The sequence below is a fragment of the Ferrimonas sediminicola genome, assembly GCF_005116715.1.
Classification (GTDB): Bacteria; Pseudomonadota; Gammaproteobacteria; order Enterobacterales; family Shewanellaceae; genus Ferrimonas; species Ferrimonas sediminicola.
The window spans coordinates 24,980-45,159 of sequence record NZ_SWCI01000008.1 but is presented as its reverse complement, the minus strand read 5'-3'; the positions used below and the strand labels follow the sequence as shown (position 1 = coordinate 45,159).

Here is a 20,180-nt window from a genome sequence, read left to right as displayed (position 1 = left end):
CGCCAAGTTGTGATTCAATTGGTAACCAACTGTGACAGCAGCCACACAATCTTGACAAAGCCAATACGAAGGAGAGTGGGAGTCGGTTGAGGGTCGCTGCCAGCGGCTCCGAAGGGTGACGGGATACGCTGCCCCACCCCCGTCTGACGAAGGAGATGGGACTGGACAGGGCCGCCGCCTGGCCACTGAGCCTTGGTGGCGGCCGTTTCACCTACAGGGCGTAGTCGAAACTCAGATAGTAGAAGCGGCCGACGTTGTCGTACCCACCCATGCCGACGACATTCCCCATGGAGTGACCCGGCAGATTCCGGTCAAACAGATTGTCAACCCCGAAACCCAGCTTGAGGCCATTGTCCCAGCTGTAGTGCAGCAGCAGATCGTTTACCACATAGGTGCCGTAGCTCATGATGGTGGAATAGGGTTTGGTGTAGTTGTCCTCAAATTGGGGCGTGTAGACGTCGACACCATCCATGTAGCGGAGCGTCCAGAGCAGATCCCAGTCGTGGAAACGGTAGCCGGTGATCAGGTTGGCCTGCCACTTGGCATGATCCGGGGTACCGGCCAACTCCTCCTTGAGCGAGGGATCCTCCTGGAAGGCATACTCGTTCCGCTCAATCAGGTAGGTACCGATCAACCGGGTGCTCAGATCCCCCTGCCCCAGTGCAGTATCGTAGCCAATCTCCACATCCACACCGGAGGCTTGCTGCTTGGCCACATTGGTGTAGGTATTGACCAGGCTGGTCAGCTCGTGGGTCACAGGATCACGACCGAGCAGATCGCAGTACTGGTTTTCCGTGCCGGCGGGGTTATCCAGGCAGCGATCGATGATGTTTTGCGCTCCAACCTTGGAGATGGCATCGGTGATCTCGATATCCCAGTAATCCAGGGTAATGGTCAAGGAGTCGATAAAATCGGGCTGATAGACCATCCCGGCGGTGAAGCTTCGGGACTCTTCTGGCTCCAGCTTGTCATTGCCGCTCTCAATGCCCTTAAGATCGACGGTGTCATAGTCGGAATCGAAGTCGGCAGGCACACCCAGGGAGGCGCAGTTACCAGAGCGAATGGCCCGCTGTGCCTCGGTGAGCTCGGCAAGACGGCTGGCCCTGCAGCTGTCATTGATGGAGAAGTAGCCGTCTTTCTCGGCCCCATAGAACTCTCTCAGGTTGGGCGCCCTGAAAGCACTGGAGAGGGTGGCTCTCACCCTGAGATCCCTGACCGGAACCCAGCTCAGTCCCAGCTTCCAGCTGGTGGTAGCTCCCGTAGTGGAGTAGTTGGAGTAACGTGTGGCCAGATCCATCTCCAGGCGCTCCACACCAGGCTTGTCCACCACCAACGGCAGGCTCAGTTCGGCATAGATCTCGGACACATCGTAATGAGCGTCTTCGTTGGAATAGGCCGGGAAGAAGGTGTCTCCGGATGCCGCCAGCTTATCCTCACGGGTCTTCATGCTCTCTTTGCGGTATTCCACCCCTGCGGCCACTCCGGCATACCCCGCAGGCAGCGCCAGCCAGGAGGGGTTGGTCACAGACGCACCCAGGATGGTCTGCTGCAGCGCGGCCTTCATCACCGAGGTGGTGCTGATGTAATCGGCCATCTCCGACGTCAGGGCGCCATCGCCGAACAGGTTCACCGCCACGCATCCCTGGGCCCGGGCGGACTCGGATCGGCACACTGCCTCGCCATCGACGATGATGGCGTCGCTCGCTTCGGCGAATTTGGACAGTATCAGGTTGTTGCCGTTGTCCCGGCGCAGATCCGACTGGCCAAAGATGCCGTAGGCGTCCAGCATCCAGCCTTCGGCCAGCTCTCCCTCAACCCCCAGCACATAACGTTGGGTAGTGCGCTCGTTCTCCTCGGCGCGGGGACCGAGGTCGTCGAGGAAACGGTTAAGCATGATGCTGCCCAGGCCGTTGTTGTCCATCAGTTCGGCGAGATCGGCACCGATAAAGGCATTGTCTCTCTGCAGCTGCAAGTTGCCGAGGAAGAAGGCCGGCGGCCCGTCGTAGCGGGCGTCGGTCCTGGACCACTTGGCCTCCAGATAGGCATCCATGTCGCCGGCGAGGCTGTAGTGACCCTTGACGTTGACGGTAACGCTGTCCAGTTCAGGTTGCAGGGTCTCCCACTGGCGAAGGTTCTCGTAGTAGTCGCAATCGCTGCCACACTTGAGGCCATCGACGACCTCACCGGGCGCAATCTGAACCAGGGAGCCATCCTCGGCAAAGGTGTAACTGTCACTCAGTCCATGCCAGGGACCGACGATCACGCCGGCATTGTTGACGCCATAGTAGCCGCCTTGGATCCAACGTTCGACGGTGTCAGTCCCGCCAATCACTGTCCAGGAGTCCCGGGTGGCCTCTCGCTCCAGGGCGCCCAGTTTGGATTGACCGGCATACTCGAAGGAGATGGCGGCATTGCCCAGTCCGTCCTGCAGGTCCCGTCCGTAGGCGAGGGAAAGCTTGCGGGTGTCAAAGTCGCTATCATCGGCACGACCGGCGATGGCACTGACGGCCAGGCCATCGATGTCCCGCTTCAGGCGGAAGTTCACCACGCCGGTCACGGCATCGGCCCCATAGATCGCCGAGGCTCCGCCGGTGATGATCTCCACGCTGTCGACCCAGGCCAGGGGGAGGGTGTTGATGTCGATGCGAGGATCTTCGATGCTGCTGGCCACATGCCGCTTACCATCCACCAGTACCAGGGTGCGTTCGGCGCCCATGCCCCGCAGGTCGAGGGCGCTGAGACCGACCTCGCCGATGGCGGCTCCTGAACTGGCCAGGGCACCGCTGTTCGCCAGGGCGGGAAGCCTGTTGAGCGCCTCGGCGATGTTGACCGCACCGGTGTTGCTCAGGGCCTCTCCGCTGACTACGGTCACCGGGGTGGGGGCCACGCTCCCCTCCCTGGCAATGCGCGTACCCAGTACGGTAATGCGCTCAATCTCGGCCTCCTGGGCAACGGCGGCACGACTCATTACCGTGGCTGAGACAACGGTTCCGAATAGGCCAGAGACAATCGCCCACGAAAGAACTGATCGCTTCATCAGTAATTACTCTCCGTTCGCCAATGATTGGCGAATAAAAACTCGACTCCGGACAAAAACGCAACACGACAACGCGGACTGCGACAAGTATGGCCAGAGTTCTTCGATTAATAGTGATGCGCTATTTTCTCACGAAAATATCAACTTGTTAGCGAAAACTGAGCCAGTCTGGGAGCGGTTTCAAACTCTGGTTATCCGGTTCAGCAGCGATTGCCCAAAGTGGCGCCGACGGATGCCTGTCGAATGACGCTGTCCCCTCCCCCTTCTAACCCGCAATTAGAACGGGCAATTTTTCATCGCTGGCCGGGCTGGTAATCCGAGACCGACCTGACGCAGCTGAAAATCGACCGACCTGGAAGCCAGATATTGACGGAGCGTATTCGAGTGTTGAATACCTGGACGGTACCTTTTGAGATAGGGTGGATATTGGAGTGAGCACGCGGCAACCGCCGCCTGCTGCAGATTTTATGCAGGTTTCAGCTGAGAGGACTAATAAGCAAACAGGGAACCAAGAATCTGAATACAAAAAGCCTCCCCTATACCGGGGAGGCTTTTTCATTCTGCTTTACTAGTCACCTCAGTGTCTAGCTATCCTGTCCATTAGAACTGGATTTCACCTTCTACGAACCATTCACGACCGCGGGCGTTATACAGGCCGCGCTGGTAGTGTGGCCAGCTGGTGTAGGTGGGATCGAAGTTTGGCCCCTTGTCGAACAGGTTCACGATACCGGCCTTAACGGTGAAGCTGTCACTGAAGTGATAGGCACCAGTCAGGTTCCACTTGGTGGATGAGGCAGTCTCGTGAGCCTTCCCATCGAAGGATTCACCGGCTTGTTCTGCGGACTCCTTGAAGGAGTTGTAGTAGATGCCGTGCAGGCGAGCGATGTGGTAAGCCGCCAGAGTGGCCTCGAACTCCTGATAGAACCAGCCCACAGTCATGTTGGCACGGTACTGAGGCAGGCCGCCATCTTCCAGATCGTCGTCGATGGGTGCAGTTGGATCGGTCTGACCTTCAGACTTCAGCAGGTAGGTACCGCCCACGTTGAGCTTCAGCTCACCCAGGTCGGCCAGGTCCCAGTTGTAACCCACGGTCAGATCCATACCGCGAACCTTCTGGTAGGCCAGGTTCTGTGCGGTGGCGTTGATGTGGGTGATGGTGCCGTCTTCGTCACGGGTGATCATGTTCTCGTAAGTTTCATACTCACGAGCCGCCTTGGACGCGGAGATGTCACTCACCATGTCATCCAGCTTCCACTCCCACAGATCGAAGGACATGTTCAGGTTGTCGCCACCCCAAACGGCGCCGATGTTGGCGGTGTAGCCCTCTTCGGCATCCAGATCCTTGTTGGCACCGGTAGTGGTATCGATGTGCAGTTCGTTACACACCTCGTTGATGGTGTCATCTGGGTTGGCCTCACCAGGAGTGCCGCCCAGTTCGCCACAGCGCTTGAAGTCGATGACGGAGGTAAAGCCGTTGGTGGGATCACCGTAGACGCGGTGCATATCTGGGGCGCGGAACACCTTGCTCCAGGAACCGCGAACCAGCAGTTCGTCCATGGGACGGTACTCTACGGCGATCTGCGGAGACAGGTTGCCACCGAAATCTTCGTAACGGTCGTAACGCAGTGCCAGGTCCACTGTCAGGGTGTCCACCACGGGCAGGCTCAGCTCGGCGTAGGTCGCCCAGTAGGAGCGCTCACCCTGGCCGGAGGAACCACCGGTGGTCAGGATGTTGCCCTTCTGGGTCTCGGAGTCCGCGGCAGACTCATAGTCCTGCTCGGTGTACTCGGCACCCACGGCAAACATCGCTTCACCGGCAGGCAGCTGGAACGCGGGACCGGTCAGGTTGGCCTGAACGTTCTTCTGGGTGGACTGGGCCTTCTCGAAGGGGGTGTAGCTCAGGTCAGCCACATTCTCCTTGGTGAAGGGGTCAAACAGGGAGCGGCCGTCGTCACCTTCAGCCAGGTAGTCGAACATATCGCGACGGGTGGCGTAACCACCGCGCAGTACGTCCACGTCGGTGCGGCCGTAGTTGATGGACGCATCCCAGCTGTAGTCATAGCCGATGGCGCCTTCCAGGCCGGCGGTGAAGAAGTAGTTGCGAGTCTTAGTCTCGCCCATGCGGTTGCCAAACTCGTGCAGACGACGCACGTACCAGTAGTCGCCATCTTCGGCACCGGCGAAGTCGCCGCCCAGGGCAGTGGCCTTGTCGGCGAAGGTCTTGCTCAGTCCGCCGGCGGCAGACAGGGTCACCTGGTCACCGCTAACGTTCACGTCATAATCGGCAATGCCCATGGGCTCGATGCGGGTGGTGGACTTGGCTTCGGCGAAGTCCAGGCGACCGACGAAGTTGATGTCTTCGGCCAGCTCGTAGGTGAAGTTGGTGGAGCTGATGAAACGACGGTTCTCTGGCTCCAGATCACGCCACTTGGAGCGGTCGAAACCACACAGGTTGCGCTCGGGAATCCACAGGAAACCGCCCGCGGTACACTCCGCCTCAGACAGGCTGCCGGCAGTGGTGTTGCCGCTTGGGCCACCGGCGATGCGCGCACCGTAGGAGCTGTAGGCGGAGAAGTCACTGTAGGGTACCTTGTCGGTATCCAGGCCGAAGTTGGCACGATCGGTCGCCTTCAGCTGCTCATTGTCGGTGAACTCCAGGAAGGTGGACACGTTGCCACGCTCGGAGCTGGAACCGATGGACAGGGCGATGCGGTCATTGGCGCCGCCGCCTTCGGTGGTGTCACCGTGGCGGTACTTCAGGGCCACCCCTTCGAAGTCGCGCTTGAGGATGATGTTGATTACACCACCCACGGCATCGGCACCATAAATGGCGGAACCGCCGGACTGCAGTACTTCGATGCGAGCAACCGCTTCCATGGGCAGGTTGGCAGTATCAACGAAGTTGTCGGTACCACCTGCTGGCTTAGGATACTGGTTCAGGCGCTTACCATTGATCAGGGTAAGGGTACGGTTGGCACCGGCACCGCGCAGGCTGATAGAGGAAGCCGCGGGAGTAAAGCCATGGACAGACTGGGTAGTCATGGCTCCGGTGGTGGAAGTCAGGCTCTGCAGGGCATCCTGTACGTTGGTGAAGCCTTGCTTCGCCATGTCAGACGCGTCCAGCACGGTAACCGGTGTGGCGGTTTCCATGTCAGTGCGCTTAATACGGGAACCGGTAACTTCAATGCGCTCTACATCGGCGCCTTCTTCTGCATATGCCACATTGCTCATAAAAGCAGCGGACGCCAGGGTACCCAGCATGGCTACTTTCACGGAGCGTGACACAACTGATTGCATCATCATTTGAATAATATCTCCACTCAAAGCGAGTCTATTCGCTAATTCTTATGGGGTTTTGTTATCTTAAGGTTGCTCCAACCTCGCGATGATGCTGCATTTCGTGCCACCGGGTGTCAATGACAGTGATCACACTCAACTTTTTGCCAAATTGTTACCCCCGTATCCTCAATGTAAACACCAAAACTGACAAAATTGACACAACAGAGCCCCACCCCGCAGTCGTGTGCAACTTTAACATGATGCCATTTTGTTAATTCTGATAAAGAAAACTCTAATCTACAGACACATTTAAATACAACTATCGGGCCAAGCGTTTCTTTTTTGTTCTATCAACAAAATTTATTCCCAATAAATTAAACAAATAACGGCCAACTTTCGGCGCGTTTTTCACACATCTTTAATTGAACTTTCCTCAAGCCGCTACCCCGCTTACTTTATTTGTTGCATACCTATGCACCCTTGGTGCATGAATTTGGCCAGGGCAAATTGGATCGGTTATTCCCGGCTCCTATCGACGACCGGTGACAACGCCAACACAATCACAACCGTGCTGCTCACGGCTGTCGACGACGACGACCCGCAAGCCGGTCTATCGACAAAAAAAAACGGTGGCCTGCAAGGCCACCGCTTTCTCTGGTCTAAGCCGGATTAGAACTTAACGTTCAGGTTGGCGAAGAAGTAACGACCCAGTACATCGTAGGTGTAGGGATCGGTGTTGGAGTCGTTGTTACCGCTGTAGTACGGAGGCTGCTTGTCAAACAGGTTGTTTACACCAGCACGCAGAGACACCTTGTCGGTAAAGATGTAAGAACCGGACAGGTCATGGTACACGACGCTACCAACGCTAGGCGCGTAACACTCGCTGGGGTCGGACAGACAGGCGGAGCTGTCCATACCGTCGATATAGCGAGCCTGGTAGGAGATGTCCCAGTTGTCGCTGGCAACGGTTACGTCCAGGTTGGATTTCCACTCGGCGTAGCCGCCAATACCACCGGTAATCAGGCCGGCATAGTCGGTGGTCTCACCGGCAACAGTGACCTTGTACTCCTCCAGGTAAGTGGTATCCAGGCTGGTGTTCCAGTCCAGACCAAAGGCTTCAAACTGATACGCCAGGTTCAGATCGTAACCTGAAGTCTCTTCGGCACCGATGTTCTGCAAGCCGTTCTCGAAGATGATCCGCTTGGAGTTGTCCATAAAGATGCCGGAGGACTGACACACTGGGTTGCTGGTATTGATCGGGGTACCGCTACCATCAGCAGCCAGACACAGGTCGACAATGTACTGCTCGTTCACAGAAGCAATGGCGTTATCGATCTGGATGTTGTAGTAGTCGAAGGTCAGGGAGAACCCTTCAAACCAGCTCGGCTCATACACCAGGCCTGCGGTCACGGTATCCGCCTCTTCCGGAGTCAGCATGTCGTTGCCGCCAACGGTCACTTCCGCCTGATCCTGGGCACCGGGGTAGACCACCTGCTCGAAGCTGGGGGACTTACCACCGTACAGCTCATCCACGGTGGGAGCACGGAAAGCGGTAGAAGCCACACCACGCAACATCAGCTGGTCGTTCATCCGCCAGGTCAGACCCAGCTTCCAGGTGGAGTCGTCACCGAAGGTGCTGTAGTCGAAATAGCGGGCCGCAGCAGTCAGTTCGATGCTGTCGGCCAGGAAGGCGTCGGATACCAGGGGAACCACGAATTCAGCGTACAGCTCGTCAACGTCGAAATCACCGCCGGTAGGCTCAACCGGTGGATCGTTGGCCAGACCCTGTGCAGTCAGGGAGTCGGGGATGTACCAGGCTTCCTCGGAGCGATGCTCATAACCAGCCGCCATGGCCACGTAGCCGGCAGGCAGTTCGAACAGGTCACCGGATACGGACGCAGAGAAGACACTCATCTCACTGCCGCCGGAGTTCTGCTCGGTGTAGACGTACTTGGTCAGATCGCTCCAGGAGGCTTGGTTCAGCGGGTTGAAGTTCTGAGTCTCGATGTCATCCTGGATGGAGCCCATGTTCACCAGGTTGGCCAGACGGTCGACGGAGTCGTTGCGACCGAAGTTATAGGACACATCCCAGCTCCAGCCGTTCTCCAGCTCACCCTGTACGCCTACAACCAGGCGGACGGTGTCAACATTCTGGGAGAAGTTACGGGTACCAACGTCGGTCAGACGACGGCCGTAGGAGATATCTTCACCGACGATGAAGGGGTTGGCAGTGCCGGCGTCGGTGCCCATCCAGTCGGCGTACTGGAAGTCAAACCATACGGGCTGGGGAGCCATCTGCTGCTGAGACCAACGCTTGGAGTAAGTCGCCTCGGTAAACAGGCTCATGGAGTCGCTCAGCTCGTAGCGACCAATACCGGTCAGGTTGAGGCGCTCCATGGGGGTGAACAGGTAGCTGGCCTGAGAGTAGTTGTAAAAGTCACCGTCGTTGAACGCGCGCCAGGTATTATCCGGATCGCCTTTGTACTTGGCGTCTTCGGTCCAGATGGTGCCGCCAGGGGCATAGCTGGAGCCGCCACAGTAGAGTTCCAGGCTGCCATCGGCGCCTTCGCGTTCGGCGATGGGGCAATCGGAGAAATCACGATCAGCCTGACTGGCATCACCACGGTCCATATACTGGACGCCCAGAACCACGTTGCCGCGGTCGAAGCTGGCACCCAGGGTCAGATCGATACTGGTTTCATTGGCATCACCCTCACCGGAAACGCCGGTCTGAACATTCAGCTCGGCACCTTCGAAGTTTTGCTTGAGGATGATGTTCACTACGCCGGAGACTGCGTCACTGCCATACACGGCAGAGGCACCGTCTTTCAGTACTTCGATGCGCTCGACCATAGAAACCGGGATGGTATTCAGGTCGACGGTGGAAGCGGCACCGGTACCGGAGGCGATCATGCGGCGACCGTTCAGCAGAACAAGAGTACGCTGGGCACCCAGGCCACGCAGGTCGATTCGGGCGTTACCGCCAGAACCGTTGTTGATACCCGGGTTGGTCATGGCACCGCCGGTGGCGGTCATCTTTTGCAGAACGCTGTCGATGGTGGTAGCACCGGAAGCCTTGATGGTATCGGCACTGATAACAGTTACCGGGCTGGCGGTCTCCATGTCCGCACGCTTAATGCGGGAACCAGTCACTTCAATGCGTTCAACATCGCCATTCTCTTCGGCGGCATAGGCGCTGAACCCGCCAAAAGCGGTGGCACCGGCAGCCAACAGCATCACGTGGCGAACAGACTTCGCAACAGTGGTATGGGTTGTCATTATAATTCTCCCTAAAGTGACACAAGCGGTAGGTCTTTGCGCCAATTTATTCATTTTTTGTTGATTACGAGCTTGCTACTCGACGTTAATGCTGCACTTTATTGCAACATTGTGTCAACCCAATAAATGCATCTTTTTTGTAAATGCCGTTACCTCACTGTTGCTTATCGATGACCAAACGAGAGGCAAACTCTACCCACCTCCCAAATTTGCCCGTAATCACTGAATGAGAGCTCGTTAACCCCATAAGCACCAAAAACATTTTTGCAACATATCGTTATCAGTTAACTTCTCCCGAGCCCTCCACCCGCACTGAATATGTATTCACCGACGAGTCGAACAACCCTGATCATTTGCGTCGCTTAAACTCTCATTTCCACCCATAAATGAGATAGATAACTTCCGCACCACCCCTCACCACGAGAGGCTCATCAAGTTCGGCTCGCATTGAGTCCTCCCCCACCCAGGCATTGTTCGCCTGGATGAACAATTCGCCTCGAAGAGGCTCGGGTCAGGCACCACCATCTCTCCACTACCTGCAGCTAGGCCCCCCCAAAAAAAAGCAGCCCGGAGGCTGCCTTATCACTTGAGACAGAGAGATCAGAAGCGTACCGATAGACCGCCGAAGTAGGTGCGGCCGATGGTCTCATAGACCTCAGGGACGGTACCGGCATCGTTGCCATAGGGCACCATGGGCGGCTTCTCATCGGCGAGGTTGCGTACCCCCAGGGTGGCGCTGACCATCTCGTTGATGTAGTAGGTTCCGGACAGATTGTGATAGGTGATGGAATCGATCTTCTCACCGGTGTTGATCTCATCCATGGAGCCGATATAACGGGCCGAGTACAGCAGGGCAAAATCGTCGTGACGGACGGTCAGGGCGAAGTTGTTCTTCACCTCTGCATAGCCTCCAAACATGCCCCCTATGGAGCCGGTGTAGTCAATGCCATCCTGCTCAAACTCCAGCAGGTAGGTCAGATCGTTGTTGATGACCCACTCCAGGCCGACCGCTTCGAAGCGGTAATGGGCATTGAAATCGATGCCACTGGTATCCTGATATCCCACGTTGGTCAGAGGGCTGGTCAGATTCTCCAGATTGCCATCCGGGGTGATGCTGAAGGTCTCGCAGGCGCTGGCGTTGCCTTGATAGCAGGCATCCAGACCAGCCTGGACATCCATGCGGGCGATGGCATTATCAATCTGGAACGACCAGTAATCGACGGTGAAGGAGAGACCATCGGCAAAGGCAGGCGAATAAACCAACCCCAGGGTGAAGGAGTCAGACTCCTCCGCCTGCAGATCCTCGTCAGAGGTGTAGTTCACCAGGATCTGCGCATCCTGGGCATTGCCCCAGGGATCGATCAGGTAGTCGTAGGAACCGGTGTTACCGCCATAGAGTTCGCTGACATTGGGGGCGCGGAAGCCTGTGGCCACCACCGAGCGGAACATCAGTTCGTCTGACGGCTCCCAGGTCAGCCCCACCTTCCAGGTGGTGGCACCGCCGAAGGTGTTGTACTCGTCATAACGCAAGGCGAACTCGGCACTCAGGGTGTCGGTGACAGGGAGCGCCACCTCCTGGTAGAGGGAAACGACGTCGTAGTCACCGTCGGTGGGATCCTGCTGGGCGGCGGTGCCCTCCCCGGCCACAATCACCGGGTCGGGATTGTAGAAGCCGCTCTCGTAACGATACTCGGCCCCCAGGGCAAAGGAGACCATGCCAGCGTCCACCTCGAACAGATCTCCGCCGATCACACCAGCCAGGATATGCTGGTCATTGCCGCCATCATTGGTTTCCAGATAGGAGATATCATCGATAAGGCGGACGATGTCGATGGGTTTGCCGGAGAACCAGGCACCCTGGTTGGCGTAGATGGACTCCTCCATCTTCACCGCGTTGATGGAGTTGTACACCCAGGTGTCCGCCCGGTTGCGGCCGTAGGTGTAGGACAGGTCCCAATCCATCCCCTGGTTGATGTTCGCATAGCCGCTGAAACCCACCGACAGCCTCAGGGTATCGGTCTCCTGCTCGTAGACACGCGGTCCCGCCTCGACCATGCGACGGCGGTAGTTGATTCGGCCGGTGTCATCGGCGCCCATCCCGGCGGCCAGCATCTGGTCGGTCAGGCTGATACACCGAGCTGGCTCCACACCGGGCTCGCCACAGACATCGAGCATCACGTCGGCAGGCTGAGGCGCCATCTGCTGCTTGGACTCTCGACGGGTGTAGAGCACGTCGGCAGTGAAGTTCAAATCATCCTTGACCATCTGAGTGGTGTTGGCAAACAGGCTGTACTTGGTGCTCGGAGTCTGCAAGTAGCTGTCGTCGGTATAGTCGTAGCCGAAGTCACGCTGTTTCCAACCATCCTCGGAAGGCACATATCCCCCCAAGGAACCGCCAGGCACGAAGGAGCTGGCGCCGGGCGGCACCCAGTCGCGGTCCGCCTGCATCACCTCTTTGCGGTCGGTGTAGGAGAAGCCGGCGGTGTAGTTGGCCTTGTCGGTGGACACGCCGTAAAGCGCAGAGATCTCGAGGTTCTCGCCGTCCCCCTCCTCGGTCATATCACCGTTGACATCCAACTGAAATCCCTCGAAATCGGTCTTGGTGATGATGTTCACCACCCCGGCAATGGCGTCGGAGCCATACACCGCCGACGCCCCGTCTTTCAGCACCTCAATGCGCTGAATCATTGCCACCGGAATGGTGTTCAAGTCTACGGCACTGTCGGCACCAGAGCCGGAGTTGACCATCCGGCGGCCGTTGAGCAGAACCAGGGTGCGGTTAGCGCCCATGCCGCGCAGGTCCACCTGGGCCACACCGTCAGCGCCGTTGTTGGTGGTGGACCCCACCGCCGCGCCGGCCATGGAGGGCTGGGACTGCAGTACTTGATCGACAGAGGTGTAACCTTCCGCCTTGATGGTGGACGCGTCGATGACGGTTACCGGCGAGGCGGTCTCCATATCCTGACGCTGAATACGGGAACCGGTCACCTGAATGCGTTCCACGTCGTCCAACTGCTCCTGGGCGACAGCAATGCCGGCAGCGGGCAACATGGCCCCGGTGATCACCCCAAGGTGCACGGCTCTAGCCAAGTAGGTTGGCTTATTCATCCCTATCTTCCTTCTTATGGTTGTCGTTGTTCTGGCCCCTCTTGCGGGGTTTCCCAACGGGATAGTGATGAATCGCCAAATTTAGGTCAATGCGAAGCGTGTCATGCTAAGGTGAACCCACTGTTAAAGGATATTTTCACATTATGGGGAGAATCACGGGTGATTGAATATTTAGCTAAGATAAAGTTTGCAGACAAGTAGCTTTCACTTTGTTACACCACCAGAGGCAGTGACAAAATCAACGCCTGTGTATTTACAGAGTTAACTGGTCAGTTGCCAACGGCGTGACCTCGATCACACCCCCCAATCAAAAAGGGGGACAACCTGTCCCCCTTGCACGGCTAAAAAATCGGTCAAGCTCGCAATGACGCAACCCAGAGTTGAATCTTCCGCTCCAGCACCGCCATCGGCAACGAACCAGAGGTCAACACCTGGTTATGAAACGCCTTGAGGTCGAACCGATCACCCAGCTCCTTCTCGGCGTAGGCACGCAGTTCCAGAATCTTCAGCTGGCCCACCTTGTAGGAGAGCGCTTGTCCCGGAATGGCCATGTAACGCTCCACCTCGGCGATGACATCGGTTTTTGCCAGCGGGCTGTTGTCCAGCATGTACTGAATCGCCTGCTCGCGGCTCCAGCCCTTAGCGTGGAGGCCGGTGTCCACCACCAGTCGCATCGCCCTAAGCATCTCGTCAGAGAGTTTGCCGAAGTACTGGTAGGGGTCACTGAACAGCCCCATCTCGATACCCAGGTACTCGGCATAGAGTGCCCAGCCCTCCTCGAACGCGGTGTAGCCGCCAAATCGCTGGAACTCGGGCACCCCTTCCAACTCCTGCTTGATGGCAATCTGGAAATGGTGTCCCGGTGCCGCCTCGTGCAGGGAGAGGGTGGTCATGCCCCACTTCGGCTGTGCCTTGAGGTTAAAGGTGTTGATGTAGAACACACCGGGACGAACGCCATCCGGTGACGGCGCTTCGTAGGAGGCTCCGGCGGCGGAGCGCTCACGGAACGGCTCCACCGGTTTCACCACGTAATCGGCCTTGGGAGAGACATCGAAGTACCCGGGCAATACCGCATCGATGCGACTCTTCAGCCCCATATAGCCATCCACCAAGTCCTGCTTGGTGGTGAAGAAGAACTCGGGATCACTCCCCAAATGCTCGAAAAACGCCGAAAGATCCCCTTCGAACCCGACCTGTTGACGCACCCTGTCCATCTCCTCGAGGATCCGGGCCACTTCCTGAAGCCCCAGCTCATGGATCTGCGCCACCGGCATCTGGGTGGTGGTGTTCTCGTTGGCCAGAAACTGGTACCACTCCTTGCCGTTGGGCAACCCCCACCAACCGTGGGAGCCCCTGGAAGCGGGCAGGTAAATCTGGGTCAGGTAGCCCTCGAGCTTGGTCAGGGCGGGCATCAGCACCGTCATGATGGCGTCTTGGTAACGGGCCTTAAGCGCGGCCCGCTGATCGTCACCCAGTGCTTCAGGAAGGTTCTGCAGGGGTTGGGCAAAGATGCTGTCGTCGGGACTCTGCACCAGCTGTGCCTGAATCTGGGGGATCATCCGCTCCACCAACACCCTTGGCAACACCACCTTGGACTCGATCCCCTGGTCCATCCGCTCGATGGCGCTGTCTACCCACTGGGCGAAACCCTGCATCCGGCCGATGAAGTTGTCGAAGTCCTGCTCAGTGTCAAAGGGCTGGGCGGACTCGCCGCTGCCCAGCTGCACCAGGGTAAACACCTTGCTGTAAAACTGATTGAGCGGCAACCAGCGCGACGGATAGGTTTCTGCCTTCAGGGCGGTCTGGACATCGTAACGAATCACCTCATAGCCGACACGGTTCTGTTCCGACAGCTGGGCCGCGTCGATCTTGTCCAGATCGGCCAGCATCTTGCTGTTCAGATCGTGGCGGGCCTTGAGGTACTCCTCGGTGAGCTCATTGCCAAACAGGTGGTTGTACTGGCTGCGACCGGCAAAGGTGGCACTGATGGGATCCAGGGCCAGCAGGTCATCAAAGTAGCGCCCAACCAGGTCCAGATAGCGCTGCTCCATGCTCACCTGAGCCTGCGCCGCGTCGGCCATTGGTTCCTTGGGGGCCTGTGCCGGACCGCAGGCAACAGTGCCCAGCGCCAGGGCCAGGGTCACGGCAAGTTTTGCCACTCTCATTCAGTGCTCCTTGATTATTCCATTCTTTGAGAGACGGTATGAAAAAAGCCCCGCGAGCGGGGCTTTTCGTTTAGATGCGGACGTTTTTCCGCTTGGCGGTGTCCTTGATGTAGGAGAGCCAACTCTTCGCCGCTTTGGCTGTCTTGCTATCCTTGGATGCCGCTTCACACGCCACGTAGGCCTGCTTGTATTTGCCATCGTAGAAGTAGGCCTGAGCCAACACCATCTGCACCTGGCCAACGCTCTTCAGCCCTTCGGCGTTCAGTGCGTCGCGGCCTGCCGCCTGGGCACCCCGGTAATCCTGGGCTTCCAGAAGCAGTGCAGCCTGCTTGGAGTAGTGCTTGGCCTTGTTGGTCAACTTGGCCGCTTCGCCATAGTACTTGGCCGCCTTCTTCACCTCTTTTGCCTGGTGATAGGTGTTGGCCAGCATCGACAGCGACGCCTCATCCTTCTCGACGATGCCTTTGGAGAGGTACATCTCCTGGATCCTGGCAGACTGGTACGGAATCTCGTTCTGAGCGTACAGCTGCGCCAGCATCTTGTAGTGAGACGGCTTCTCGAACAGGTCCTGACGGTAGGCTACGTCCATGGTGTAGAGGGCTTTCTTGTAGTCTTCGCTGAGCAGATACATCTGCGCCAGCTGGACCCACAATTTGCTCTCACTCGGGAACAGCTCAACCATGGTTTCAACAACCTTGGCCGCCTTGGGGTACTGTTTGGATTCGTAGTAGGAACCCATCTTCAGTACGTAGGCGTTCTTGTTGGGCTTGCTCTCCAGGGCAATCGCCTTGTCAGCCAGAGGGATCACCTTGTTGTACTGCTTCAGCTCGTACTGAGCCTGGCCCATACGCAGGTAGACGTTTTTGTCTTCCTTACAGGTGAACGCCATCCACTTTTCGTAGTCGGCCAGCGCCTTCTTGTACTGCTTCTCCTGCATGCGCAGATCAGCCAGCAGACGCATCGCCTGGGCCTGGTCGGTGCCGCCCAGAACGTCGGCGTCCACGGCCAGTTGCAGATACTTCAGCGCCTCGGCGGTTTTGCCCTCGATGCCGGCGTAGATGTTGCCGATAAAGCGGTTTACGTAGGCCTGGTCGAACTCTGCCCGGGGGCTGATCTCCAGCAGGGTCGCCAGCGCATCGTCCATCCGCTCCTCGGAGTAGGCTTCGAAGGAACGCTGTACCTTCTTACCTACCCGCTCGGACATCACCTTGGTCTTGCGGGTGTCAATCTCGCACTTTTCCGCGGCCTGGGCCTGGGGCAGGGCTGCAACACCCAGTGCCGCCATAACCAGAGCAGGCAGCAGCTTGCTTTTCATCAGCATGGTACCTCCTCCTTAGCCTTGGTCTTTGTTGAGTTTGAAGTCAAGACGAACGGTGATGCCAGGCTGTTTCACCGGCTTACCATCGACCACCTTGGGCTTGTATTTCCACTTACGCAGTGCGCGCTTCGCTTCTTTGTCGAACAGGCGCTTAGGCTCGGCTTCGATGACGGTAATATCTTCCGGCTGACCCAGCTCGTTAATGGTGAACTTCATCACCACATACCCCTCTTTGCCCTCACGGAGAGCCTTCATGGGCCACTTGGGTTCCATCCGGACGATAGGAGTCGCGTCACCGTCGCGCATCATTGCGCCACCGACATCACCCATACCTGCGTTGACACCACCGATATCGACGCTGGGCACATTGATAGACACAGCGTCGGAAACGTCGTTGGTTTCTGGCTGCAGATCAATGGGCTCTGGCGGCTTCTCTGGCGGCTTGGGCGGCTTGGGTTTAGGACGGTCGCGGTTTTGTGCCTTCGCGTCCTGGCGATCCATCACGATCTCAATCGGCGGAAGATCGACGCTGTTGGCGGCGCGCTTGGCGCCACCGTCGATCAAGAACGCCATGAAAGAGAACAGAGCGAAGGTCACCGCCGCGCCAAGTACTAGGGCTAACAGTGATCTCAGCATAATTACTCTTCCTTCGCTGCTACGGAGATGGTGTTGATACCGGCGGCTTTCACCTGGTCCATCACCTTGACTACGATGCCATGCTTGGCTTCTTTGTCCGCCTGGATCATCACAGAGGCTTCAGGGGATTCAGCCAGCATACGTTCAACGTTAGCACGTACACGCTGGATATCCACTTCACGCTTCTCCATGTATACGATGCCGGACTCGTTGATGGCGATAAAGATGTTAGCCGATGGCTTCTTACTCGCCTGTTGTGCCTTGGGACGGTTTACATCGATGCCGGACTCCTTCACGAATGACGTGGTCACGATGAAGAAGATCAGCATGATGAAAACAATGTCCAGCATCGGAGTCATATCGACTTCCGCACCCTCTGCTGGGGTTGCATGCTTTTTGCGTGCCATAAAATCTCTCTCTAGTGGTGCGACAGACTATCCTGGAGCTTCTCGGCAGACACCTTCAGGGACGCATTCAGACGGGTGCTGAAAAATACGCCGGAGAGGGCCGCCACCATGCCGGACATGGTCGGGATAGTTGCCATTGAGATACCACCTGCCATCAGACGGGGGTTACCTGTACCCTGTACAGCCATCACTTCGAATACTGCAATCATACCGGTTACGGTACCGAGCAGGCCCAGCATGGGGCAGATGGCGACCAGAGCGTTGATAACACCCATACGGGCAGTCAACTGTTCCTTGGCCTGGGAAAGCCATGCTTCACGAATCCGGTGGGCATGCCAGGAGGTTGTATCCTCCCGAGCCATCCAGTTATCTACTACCTGCTTGCGTACCTTGGGGAACACGAAGCTGAGGTAGAAGTAACGTTCCAGCATCAGGGCCCACATCAGGAACAGGGCACCTGCTACAAGCCAGAGAACGTCACCGCCGGTTGCCATGAAGTCCCTGACAGATTCCCAGAGCTCTATCAGGTAAAGCATAATCACTTGCTCCTTGTTTCAGCGTGAGCAGCCACGATTCCAGCACTTTGCTCTTCGAGCACGTCCACTACGGCGCGGGCGCGACCGGCCACCAGGGCGTGAACCAGAATCAGGGGCAGAGCAGCGATCAGACCCAGTACAGTTGTTACCAGAGCCATGGAGATACCACCGGCCATGATCTTCGGATCACCGGTACCAAACAGGGTGATGTTCTCGAAGGTCTTGATCATACCGGTTACGGTACCCAGCAGACCCAGCATGGGCGCAATAGCGGCCAGTACCTTGATCAGAGGCACGCCACGCTCGATGCTTGGGGTTTCTTTCAGAATGGCTTCGTCGATCTTCAGCTCGAGAGTCTCAACGTCCACATCCTTGTTCTCCTGGTACACCTTGAGGATGCGACCCAGGGGGTTGTTGCCGGGGTTGTCAACATTCTTGATCTGAGAGCGGATCTTGGCAGAAGCGGCTGTCAGGGTCAGTACCTTCCAGACGGCAATCAGCAGACCGAAGCCCAGCAGGCCGGCGATGATGTAGCCGACAGTGCCACCCTGGTGGAACTTCTCTTCCAAAGAGGCCTTCTGGGTGTACACCTGCAGCAGCGCACCCTTGGAGGGATCGATGAAGGTGTCGGTGGTTTCACCGGCGCCGGCGTTCAGGAACTTCTTAACGCTGGCAACCTTGTAACCCTCGGGCTGCTTGGGCAGCTCCAGGATGGTGCCGGTCTCGGCGTTGTAGCTCAGGTATTCGCCGTTGGCCAACAGGGTGAAGGGACCCACGCGGGTCACGCTCTGGTCGGAGACGTTACCGTTGGAGTCGGTCACCGGAGCGGTAAACTTCACCACCTTGCCAGACTCGGTCATCTCGGTCTGCAGGGAGATCCACAGCTCTTCCAGCTCCTTGATGGTGGGCAGCTCTTTAGCCTGGGCCAGCTTGTACATCAGCTCTTCGCGGCCAGGGTACTGGGCGCTGATCAGGGAGGCATCGATCAGACCGGCGGTATCGTTGGATACCTGACGTACCACACCGAACATCTCACCCAGGTCACCCTTGGCGGTTTCCAGGTCCTTGTTCAGCTGGTTGATGGTCTGGTCGTTGTCGGAGAAGCGACGTACCAGCTCTTCACCACGCTGCTTTTCGGCAGCCAGCTGAGCCTTGGCCTTCTTCAGCAGGGCGGCCTTGTCGGCACGCTCGGCGGAGAACTCGGCCTCACGCTTCTTGTTCAGCTTGGCTTCGGATTGACGCTCGGTCTTCACCTGGTTCAGCAGTTGATCCAGGGAAACGGCTTTAGGCGCCTCGGAGGCCAGGGCTGCACCGCTGAAAGACAGCGCAGCGGCTACCATGGCGGTAGAGATCAACTTTTTCATTACTCAGCTCCCTCCGCGGTCTGAACAGGCAGTTTCAACAGGTCTGGGGCGGCCTGCTTACGGGCCATCTTGATGGCGTTCGCCACGCTGCGCATGGACTCGTCAGGCAGGGCCTTCCAAGTGCGGGCGCCATTGTCCCATACCCAACCGGTCTTCTGGTCCAGGGACTGAGCCAGGAATACCACTCGGCCCAGGTGGAAGAAGTCAACGGTCAGCTCTTTGCCGTCGATGTTCAGCTTACCTTCGTAGGCAGCCATCTTGTTGCCGTACTCGTTCTCGATCTGGTAGGCATCCAGAACCAGGCGGTACTTCTCTGCGGTGGAGACGTTGGAGTCACCCATCACCTCTTTGAGGCGGGCTACGCGCTGGCGACGCTCTTCAATGGAGAAGGGCACATCCAGCTCGATGAACTGCTCCATGGTGTCGATCATCTTGAAGGTCAGGGGGATGATGCCCTGCTTGGTCTTCTCGATGCCGCCGATCTGGGTCTGCAGGGAAGCGATGTTGGCTTCCTGGTCGGCAACCAGGCCAGCGTAGTAGTCGTTGTAGGACTTCAGGGTCTCATACTCGTCAACCACCAGACGGTAGTCGTACAGCATGTCCTGAGCCTGGTCGTACAGCTTATTGATCTTTTTCTGAGATTGAATGGCGTCTTTCTGGATCTGTTCGTCGGCTTTCTGAATGCCGGCCAGATCAGCGGCGGACGCAACGCCGGTACCTGCCAATGCCACAGCAAAGGCAGTTGCTAGTGCGGTTCTTTTACTAATCACGGACATAGTTCCCAACCAGTCTTGTTGTGAGTTTGCGGCCCCGGCGGCACTTATACGGTGTGTACACCTATGCATTCTGTCGGGGCCAGTCCTACATTATTGGTCTATTTGTTATATATCCCTTGCTCTCGTTCCCTTTGCTAAGGTGAGCGCCCCCGCATCTTTCCACAGTTTGCCAAGGTGTGTCAACCATGTTACCAAACGCTTCAGGCACCAAAGAATAGATAAATCCGGGCAACGGGATAAATTTTATTCAAACGGCGCTTTTTTCCGTATTTTCC

Annotated in this window: 11 protein-coding genes; all 11 read right to left on the bottom strand. The window is 57.4% G+C overall.

The window, feature by feature from the left end; all coding sequences use genetic code 11:
- Positions 1-211 precede the first annotated feature (211 nt).
- The 11 genes from FCL40_RS12880 to FCL40_RS12830 all read right to left on the bottom strand — a co-directional run bounded on the left by FCL40_RS12880 (position 212) and on the right by FCL40_RS12830 (position 19,905).
- A complete protein-coding gene (locus FCL40_RS12880) occupies positions 212-2,968 on the bottom strand; it encodes a TonB-dependent receptor plug domain-containing protein (protein ID WP_229360333.1) in 2,757 nt (918 codons plus the stop codon).
- 669 nt (positions 2,969-3,637) lie between these two features.
- Positions 3,638-6,268 (bottom strand): TonB-dependent receptor plug domain-containing protein, encoded by a 2,631-nt coding sequence (locus tag FCL40_RS12875; protein WP_324614084.1) that lies wholly within the window; start codon positions 6,266-6,268, stop codon positions 3,638-3,640.
- Between the two features lie 717 nt (positions 6,269-6,985).
- Complete coding sequence (locus tag FCL40_RS12870) at positions 6,986-9,595, bottom strand: TonB-dependent receptor (protein ID WP_136853708.1); 2,610 nt, start codon at positions 9,593-9,595, stop codon at positions 6,986-6,988.
- Positions 9,596-10,195: 600 nt separating this feature from the next.
- Positions 10,196-12,703: a TonB-dependent receptor plug domain-containing protein gene (locus FCL40_RS12865; protein WP_136853707.1), complete on the bottom strand. Its 2,508-nt coding sequence runs from the start codon at positions 12,701-12,703 to the stop codon at positions 10,196-10,198.
- Between the two features lie 353 nt (positions 12,704-13,056).
- Positions 13,057-14,868, bottom strand: a complete 1,812-nt coding sequence (locus FCL40_RS12860) for a DUF885 domain-containing protein (protein WP_136853706.1) — start codon at positions 14,866-14,868, stop codon at positions 13,057-13,059.
- A 70-nt stretch (positions 14,869-14,938) separates the two neighbouring features.
- Complete coding sequence (locus tag FCL40_RS12855) at positions 14,939-16,189, bottom strand: tetratricopeptide repeat protein (RefSeq protein WP_136853705.1); 1,251 nt, start codon at positions 16,187-16,189, stop codon at positions 14,939-14,941.
- 12 nt (positions 16,190-16,201) lie between these two features.
- Positions 16,202-16,822 (bottom strand): energy transducer TonB, encoded by a 621-nt coding sequence (locus tag FCL40_RS12850; protein ID WP_136853704.1) that lies wholly within the window; start codon positions 16,820-16,822, stop codon positions 16,202-16,204.
- A gap of 2 nt (positions 16,823-16,824) precedes the next feature.
- A complete protein-coding gene (locus FCL40_RS12845) occupies positions 16,825-17,229 on the bottom strand; it encodes an ExbD/TolR family protein (RefSeq protein WP_136853703.1) in 405 nt (134 codons plus the stop codon).
- A gap of 11 nt (positions 17,230-17,240) precedes the next feature.
- Positions 17,241-17,765 carry a MotA/TolQ/ExbB proton channel family protein gene (locus tag FCL40_RS12840; protein ID WP_136853702.1) on the bottom strand — a complete coding sequence of 175 codons (525 nt, stop codon included), beginning with the start codon at positions 17,763-17,765 and terminating at the stop codon, positions 17,241-17,243.
- 2 nt (positions 17,766-17,767) lie between these two features.
- Positions 17,768-19,129 carry a MotA/TolQ/ExbB proton channel family protein gene (locus tag FCL40_RS12835; RefSeq protein WP_136853701.1) on the bottom strand — a complete coding sequence of 454 codons (1,362 nt, stop codon included), beginning with the start codon at positions 19,127-19,129 and terminating at the stop codon, positions 17,768-17,770.
- The gene (locus FCL40_RS12830; protein ID WP_136853700.1) at positions 19,129-19,905 is read right to left on the bottom strand and encodes a DUF3450 domain-containing protein; all 777 of its coding nucleotides are present in this window, start codon (positions 19,903-19,905) and stop codon (positions 19,129-19,131) included. Before FCL40_RS12830 ends, FCL40_RS12835 begins: the two co-directional genes overlap by 1 nt.
- Between the last annotated feature and the right edge of the window lie 275 nt (positions 19,906-20,180).